The 6,564-nt window shown below is 63.4% G+C and carries 3 protein-coding genes; 1 reads left to right on the top strand and 2 read right to left on the bottom strand.

Annotated elements, in window-relative coordinates:
- Both B4L76_RS19395 and aceE read right to left on the bottom strand, forming a co-directional pair.
- Nucleotides 1-381, bottom strand: a 381-nt coding sequence (locus B4L76_RS19395) for a biotin/lipoyl-containing protein (protein ID WP_296234750.1), incomplete at its 3' end; no start/stop codon positions are given.
- Nucleotides 382-394: 13 nt separating this feature from the next.
- Nucleotides 395-3,040 carry a pyruvate dehydrogenase (acetyl-transferring), homodimeric type gene (gene aceE / locus B4L76_RS19390; RefSeq protein WP_296234749.1) on the bottom strand — a complete coding sequence of 882 codons (2,646 nt, stop codon included), beginning with the start codon at nucleotides 3,038-3,040 and terminating at the stop codon, nucleotides 395-397.
- Nucleotides 3,041-3,423: 383 nt separating this feature from the next.
- Between aceE and glnE the strand changes: the two genes are divergently transcribed.
- Nucleotides 3,424-6,357, top strand: a complete 2,934-nt coding sequence (gene glnE, locus B4L76_RS19385; RefSeq protein ID WP_296234748.1) for a bifunctional [glutamate--ammonia ligase]-adenylyl-L-tyrosine phosphorylase/[glutamate--ammonia-ligase] adenylyltransferase — start codon at nucleotides 3,424-3,426, stop codon at nucleotides 6,355-6,357.
- Nucleotides 6,358-6,564: the final 207 nt, after the last annotated feature.

Here is a 6,564-nt window from a genome sequence, read left to right as displayed (position 1 = left end):
GCCGATGTCCGGCACGTGGATGTCCTGCACGCTGGCGGTAGCCGGGGCTGCGGCTGGAGCAGGCGCTGGGGCGGCTTCAGCGGCCGGAGCCGGCGCAGCAGCTTGCGCCGGAGCGGCGGCAGGCGCCTCGGGGGCCGCAGCAGCGGCACCCTCGGCTTCCAGGACCAGCAGCTCGTCGCCTTCTTTCAGGCGGTCGCCCAGTTTGACCTTCAGCTCCTTGATGACGCCGGCTTTCGGCGCCGGAATCTCCATGGAGGCCTTGTCGGACTCCAGGGTCAGCAGGCTCTGGTCAGCCTCGATACGGTCACCGACCTTGACGAACAGCTCGATGATTTCACCTTCACCGCTGCCGATGTCAGGTACGCGAATGAGTTCGCTCACTTAAAAATACTCCTCAGCAGTCCAGTGGGTTGCGCTTGTCCGGGTCGATGCCGAACTTGACGATGGCGTCAGCCACAACCTTGGGTTCGATCTCGCCACGGTCAGCCAGGGCTTCCAGCGCGGCCAGCACCACGAAGTGGCGGTCGACTTCGAAGAAGTGACGCAGCTTCTTGCGGCTGTCGCTGCGACCGTAACCGTCGGTACCCAGGACCTTGAACTCTTTGCTCGGTACCCACTGGCGGATCTGCTCGGCGAACAGCTTCATGTAGTCGGTAGAGGCGATGACCGGACCTTTGCGGCCGCTCAGGCACTGCTCGACGTAGGTCTGCTGTGGCTTCTGGCCAGGCTTCAGGCGGTTGGCGCGTTCCACTGCCAGGCCGTCGCGACGCAGTTCGTTGAAGCTGGTCACGCTCCACACGTCGGCACCGATGTTGAACTCGTCACGCAGGATCTTCGCCGCTTCGCGAACTTCGCGCAGGATGGTGCCGGAGCCCATCAGCTGTACGTGGTGCGCGGCTTCGCGGGTGTCTTCTTCGAGCAGGTACATGCCCTTGATGATGCCTTCCTCGACACCGGCCGGCATGGCTGGCTGCTGGTAGGACTCGTTCATCACGGTGATGTAGTAGAAGATGTCCTGTTGCTCTTCGGTCATCTTCTTCATGCCGTCCTGGATGATCACCGCCAGCTCGTAGCCGTAGGTCGGATCGTAGGTGCGGCAGTTCGGGATGGTGCCCGCCATCATGTGGCTGTGACCGTCTTCGTGCTGCAGGCCTTCACCGTTGAGGGTGGTACGGCCGGCGGTACCGCCGATCAGGAAGCCACGGGTACGGCTGTCGCCAGCGGCCCAGGCCAGGTCACCGATGCGCTGGAAGCCAAACATCGAGTAGAAGATGTAGAACGGCAGCATCGGCTGGTTGTGGCAGCTGTACGAGGTACCGGCAGCGATGAACGACGACATGGCGCCGGCTTCGTTGATGCCTTCCTCGAGGATCTGGCCCTTCTTGTCTTCGCGGTAGAACATCACCTGGTCTTTATCGACCGGCTCGTAGAGCTGGCCGACCGACGAGTAGATGCCCAGCTGGCGGAACATGCCTTCCATACCGAAGGTACGGGCTTCGTCCGGGATGATCGGGACGATGCGCTGGCCGATTTCCTTGTCCTTGACCAGCTGCGCCAGAATACGCACGAAGGCCATGGTGGTGGAGATTTCGCGGTCGCCCGAGCCGTCCAGGATCGCTTTCAGCGTTTCCAGTGGCGGGGTTGGCACGCTGAAGCTCTTGGCGCGGCGTTGTGGCACGAAACCGCCCAGGGCAGCACGGCGCTCGGCCAGGTACTTGGCTTCGGCAGAACCTTCTTCCGGCTTGAAGAACGGCAGGTTCTCCAGGTCGGCATCCTTGACCGGGATGTCGAAGCGGTCACGGAAGTGGCGCAGGCTGTCGACGTCGACCTTCTTGGTGTTGTGCGCGGTGTTCTTGGCTTCGCCGGCACCGGTACCGTAACCCTTGATGGTCTTGGCCAGGATGACAGTAGGCTGGTCCTTGTGGTTGACCGCCTGGTGGTACGCCGCGTAGACCTTGTACGGGTCGTGGCCGCCACGGTTGAGCTTCCAGATCTCGTCGTCGGACAGGTCTTCGACCATCGCCTTGAGCTCTGGGGTGTTGAAGAAGTGCTCGCGGACGTACGCACCGTCCTTGGCCTTGTAGTTCTGATACTCGCCGTCGATGACTTCGTCCATGCGGCGCTGCAGGGCACCGTTGGTGTCCTTGGCGAACAGTGGGTCCCAGAAGCGGCCCCAGACGACCTTGTTGACGTTCCAGCCACCACCACGGAACACGCCTTCGAGTTCCTGGATGATCTTGCCGTTGCCGCGAACCGGGCCGTCGAGGCGCTGCAGGTTGCAGTTGATGACGAAGATCAGGTTGTCCAGCTTCTCGCGGCCGGCCAGGGCGATCGCGCCCAGGGATTCCGGCTCGTCGCACTCGCCGTCGCCCATGAAGCACCAGACCTTCTGCTTGCCGGCCGGGATGAAGCCGCGCGCTTCCAGGTACTTCATGAAACGTGCCTGGTAGATGGCCTGGATCGGACCCAGACCCATCGATACGGTCGGGAACTGCCAGAAGTCAGGCATCAGCCAGGGGTGCGGGTACGAAGACAGGCCCTTGCCGTCCACTTCCTGACGGAAGTTGTTCATCTGCTCTTCGCTGATGCGGCCTTCCATGAAGGCACGGGCGTAGACGCCTGGCGAAGCATGGCCCTGGAAGAAGATCAGGTCGCCGCCGTGTTCTTCGGTCGGGGCCTGGAAGAAGTAGTTGAAGCCGATGTCGTACAGGGTGGCGCTGGAGGCGAAGCTGGAGATGTGTCCGCCCAGGTCCGAGTCTTTCAGGTTGGTACGCATGACCATGGCCAGGGCGTTCCAACGCACCATCGAGCGAATGCGGCGTTCCATGAACAGGTCGCCAGGCATGCGTGCTTCGTGGGTGACAGGGATGGTGTTGCGGTATGGCGTGGTGATCGCGTATGGCAGCTGGGAGCCACTACGGGTGGCCAGCTCGCCCATACGGGTCATCAGGTAATGAGCGCGGTCTTCGCCTTCTTTGTCGAGGACCGACTCCAGGGCATCCAGCCATTCCTGGGTTTCGATTGGATCGAGGTCTTGCATGGCTTGCTCCAGGGCGGAAAGGCAACCAGAATCGATTGCCTGAGTTTGCGACTGGCCTTATGGGCAGACGTCGTGAATTCTTGGATTACCGGGGTGTCCTCCGGCGCCGTGTAGTTTTACTACATTTGCTTTCGCATTTCATGCTTTTACACGACAGGGGTAGTAGTAAAACTACATTCGTGCGACGTTTCGTCGCATGCTGGCTTGTGAGGAAAAACGTTCATGTTGGTTGGCATTGTGGCGCTAGCGGGTAATTTTTGATGGTTGTTGCCAATTTTAAGGCTGTTTCAGCTATTTCCAACTTTTGTACGACAGTCCAACCGTGGTCCGGTTTCCCTTTGGCCGCTTTTTCCCCTCTATTTCACGCCGATCAAGGATAGACCATGCGCCTGCCTTTGCCGTCCGATCTGCCCGCCACCTTGCAACCGCTGGTCGCTCGCAACCAGCAATTCCTTCGCGATGCCGTGGCGTTTCACCCGGAACTCGACCTGCAGGCCTGGGGCCCGGCGCACCGGCAACAGTTCGACCAGGTAGCCGCTGCCAGCGACTTCGTGCTTGGCCTGGCCCGGCGCGAGCCGGCCATGTTGTTTGGCTTGCTGGCCAGTGGCGAGATGGACCGGCCGTACGCCATGGGTGAGCTGCGTGGGCACATCGCCACAGCCGCCCAGGCGGCGCAGAGCGAGGACGAGCTGGCGCGCAACCTGCGTCGCGAGCGCAACCGCCAGCAGTTGCGCATCATCTGGCGCGACATCACCCGCCAGGCCGCGCTGGGTGAAACCTGCCGCGACCTGTCCGACCTGGCCGATGCCGCCATTGATGCGGCCTATCAATGGCTGTACCCGCGGCATTGCCAGCAGTTTGGCACGCCGATCGGCAACCGCAGCGGCCAACCGCAGCACATGGTGGTGCTGGGCATGGGCAAGCTGGGTGCGGTGGAGCTGAACCTGTCGTCGGACATCGACCTGATCTTCGCCTTCCCCGAAGGCGGCGAAACCGAAGGGGTGAAGCGCTCGCTGGATAACCAGGAGTTCTTCACCCGCCTGGGCCAGCGCCTGATCAAGGCACTGGACCCGGTCACCGTGGACGGCTTCGTGTTCCGCGTCGACATGCGCCTGCGCCCCTACGGCTCGGCTGGCGCACTGGTGCTCAGCTTCAATGCGCTGGAGCAGTATTACCAGGACCAGGGCCGCGACTGGGAACGCTACGCGATGATCAAGGCGCGCGTGGTGGCTGGTGATCAGGCCGCCGGCGCACAGTTGCAGGAGATGCTGCGGCCATTCGTGTATCGCCGCTACCTGGACTTCTCTGCGATCGAAGCGCTGCGCACCATGAAGCAGTTGATCCAGCAGGAAGTGCGGCGCAAGGGCATGGCCGACAACATCAAGCTGGGCGCCGGCGGCATACGCGAGGTGGAATTCATCGCCCAGGCGTTCCAGCTGATCCACGGTGGGCGCGACCTCAGCCTGCAGCAACGGCCATTGCTGAAAGTGCTGGCCACCCTCGAAGGCCAGGGCTACCTGCCGCCCGCCGTGGTGTCCGAGCTGCGCGAGGGCTACGAGTTCCTGCGCTATACCGAACACGCCATCCAGGCCATCGCCGACCGCCAGACGCAAATGTTGCCGGACAGCGAGCTTGACCAGGCGCGGGTGGCCTACATGCTCGGCTTTGTCGACTGGCAGAGCTTCCAGGACCAGCTGGTGTACTGGCGAGGCCGTATCGACTGGCACTTCCGCCAGGTGATCGCCGACCCGGACGACGACGACGGCGAAGGCGAACTGGTGGTAGGTGGTGAATGGTCGCCACTGTGGGAGCAGGCGCAGGATGAAGAGGCTGCGGGCCGCCAACTGGAAGAGGCCGGTTTCAAGCAGCCCGCCGACGCCCTGCGGCGCCTGGCTGCGCTGCGTTCGAGCCCGCAGCTGCGTTCGATGCAGCGTATCGGCCGTGAGCGCCTGGATGCCTTTATTCCCCGGTTGCTGGCCCAGACAGTCGAACATGCCGACCCCGACCTGGTGCTGGAGCGTGTGCTGCCGCTGGTCGAAGCCGTGGCGCGGCGTTCTGCCTACCTGGTGCTGCTGACCGAAAACCCCGGCGCCCTGGGCCGCCTGTTGACTCTCTGCGCCGCCAGCCCCTGGATCGCCGAGCAAATTGCCCGCTACCCGCTGCTGCTCGATGAGCTGCTCAACGAAGGCCGCCTGTACAGCCCGCCGCTGGCGCCGGAACTTGCCAGCGAGCTGCGCGAGCGCCTGACGCGTATCCCCGAGGACGACCTGGAGCAGCAAATGGAAGCGCTGCGCCATTTCAAGCTGGCCCACAGCCTGCGCGTGGCTGCCTCGGAGATCAGCGGCAACCTGCCATTGATGAAGGTCAGCGACTACCTGACCTGGTTGGCCGAAGCCATCCTCGACCAGGTGCTGGCCCTGGCCTGGCGCCAGACCGTGGCCCGTCATGGCCAGCCCAAGCGCAGTGACGGCAGCCTGTGCGACCCGGGCTTCATCATCATTGGTTACGGCAAGGTCGGTGGCCTGGAACTCGGCCACGGCTCGGACCTGGACCTGGTGTTCATTCATGACGGCGACCCGCAGGCGGAAACCGACGGCGCCAAGCCGATCGACGGTGCGCAGTTCTTCACCCGGCTGGGCCAGCGCATCATCCACCTGCTGGCCACCCAGACCAACTCCGGCCAGCTGTATGACGTGGACATGCGCCTGCGCCCGTCCGGGGCCGCCGGGCTGCTGGTCAGCTCGCTGGGCGCGTTCGAGCGCTACCAGCAGAACGAAGCCTGGACCTGGGAGCACCAGGCCCTGGTGCGGGCCCGGGTACTGGTGGGCTGCCCGCAGGTGGGGGCAGCGTTCGAAGGCGTGCGCGCCAAGGTGCTGGGCCAGCCTCGCGATCTGCAGAAACTGCGCAGCGAAGTGAGCGAAATGCGCGCCAAGATGCGCGACAACCTTGGCACCAAGGCCACCGCTGCCGGCACCGCGGCCAATGCGTTCGAGCCCGGTGTGCCGTTCGATATCAAGCAGGATGCCGGCGGTATCGTCGATATCGAATTTATGGTGCAATACGCCGCCTTGGCCTGGTCGCATGACCATCCGGCCTTGCTTCGATGGACCGATAACATCCGCATTCTGGAAGAGCTGGAGCAGGCAGGTCTGATGCCGGCCAGTGACGCGGTGCTGTTGCGTGAAGTGTACAAGGCGTTTCGCTCTGCCTCGCACCGCCAGGCCCTGCAGAAGCAGGCCGGGGTGATCGACGCCGCGCAGTTTGCCGATGAACGCCGTGAGGTGCGGCGGATCTGGGGTGAACTGGGTTTGACTTGAAGGCCTGCGCCGGCCCTGTGGGAGCGGGTTTACCCGCGAAGAAGACGGCGCGGTGCATGGCACCGGCTTCGCCGGTGTTCGCGGGTGAACCGCTCCCACAGGGTCTGTGATCAGCGACGGATATGCCTGAGTGGTACACTGTCGGCCACATAGCCTGAATATAAAGAGGGGAGGCCAGGCTGTACTGCAGCCTGTCGCCTCCCCGAG

The sequence above is a fragment of the Pseudomonas sp. UBA4617 genome (assembly GCF_002386445.1).
Classification (GTDB): Bacteria; Pseudomonadota; Gammaproteobacteria; order Pseudomonadales; family Pseudomonadaceae; genus Aquipseudomonas.
This window is presented reverse-complemented; position numbering and strand designations above follow the sequence as displayed.